1 pseudogene is annotated in these 1,377 nt (G+C 59.3%); it reads left to right on the top strand.

Features of this window, described 5'->3' with window-relative positions:
* Window positions 1-70: 70 nt before the first annotated feature.
* A pseudogene (locus AWB69_RS45165) lies at window positions 71-1,097 on the top strand (IS110 family RNA-guided transposase).
* Window positions 1,098-1,377: the final 280 nt, after the last annotated feature.

Here is a 1,377-nt window from a genome sequence, read left to right as displayed (position 1 = left end):
TACTGAGATGGACCCGACGCCTCCCTTCGAGGGAAACTGACGCACTCAACCAGACGTGTGGAGGTTCATCATGGAAATCGACGTTCTCGGCATTGACCTCGCGAAGCAGGTGTTCCAGCTCCACGGCGCTGATCGCCGCGGCCGGGTCGTGCACCGGGCGAAGGTCTCCCGGAGTTCATTCTTCGAATCTGTGCGCACGCTCAAACCTCGGAAAGTCGTCATGGAAGCATGCAGCACCGCCCACCACTGGGCCCGGCGGTTCCAGTCGCTCGACATTGATGTTCGGCTAATCAGCCCACAATATGTCGCACCGTTCGTTAAGACGAACAAGAACGACCGCAACGATGCTGAGGCGATCGTCGAGGCCGCCAGTCGACCTGCAATGCGTTTCGTCACGGTCAAATCGGTCGAACAGCAAGACATCCAGGCGGCGCATCGCATGCGCGCAATCCTGCTGCGCCACCGTACCGCCATGATCAACCAGATGCGAGGACTCCTCGGCGAGCGCGGGCTCATAATTTCCCGTTCGCCAGAGGCTTTCAAGCGTGCGATCCCGGAATTGCTGAGCAAGAGTGCCGACGAGCTGACGTCGTTCTGCCAGACGCTGCTAACCGAACTGCTGCAGCACCTGCACGCGCTCGAGGAGCGTATCCATCTGATCGAGGTATCCATCCAGTCGTTCATGAAGAAATCCTCGCTGGTGCAAGAAGATCGCGGAAGTGCCCGGCATTGGTCCCATCACGGCTACCGCCATAGTCGCTGCCGTCGGCGACGCCAAGCAATTCAGGAACGGCCGGCATCTGGCAGCCTGGCTCGGCCTGGTGCCACGTCAATACTCGTCGGGAGGCAAGCCTCGCCTGCACGGCATCAGCCGACGCGGCGATACATACCTGCGGACCTTGCTCATTCATGGTGCGCGGGCTGTTCTGCGATATGCGCCGACAAAAACTGATCCTCAGAGCATCTGGCTTCAGCAGTTGATTGCGCGACGCGGGCATAACTGCGCGACAGTCGCACTGGCCAACAAGAACGCGCGGATCATCCAGGTACTGCTCAGCAGCAATGAAACCTATATGACACGCAGCGCGGCAGCGTAACCCCAAAACCGCTTGCAAGGAGGCGATGCCCACACACAGGTTTGCGAAGCTTCTCAAAGCGATGACGAAATAGGTTGAACCAACACCCTGAAGCCTGTTTTTCGTGCCGGCTGCCACTCGAGGCGAGCCGCGATTTTGCTAAGGACAGGGTGCGCGGATCTCATCGAGGCTGCGGGCGTGCTTCGGCAACTGCCCACAAGCAAGCCGGATACATGCATGCAGGCCGTTTCGACATCACGAACAAGAAGCTTGCAAAAGGCGTCGGGTCCATACATGCACG

The sequence above is a fragment of the Caballeronia udeis genome (assembly GCF_001544555.2).
Classification (GTDB): Bacteria; Pseudomonadota; Gammaproteobacteria; order Burkholderiales; family Burkholderiaceae; genus Caballeronia; species Caballeronia udeis.
The sequence above is the reverse complement of the archived record's forward strand: the minus strand, read 5'-3'. Positions and strand labels throughout refer to the sequence as shown.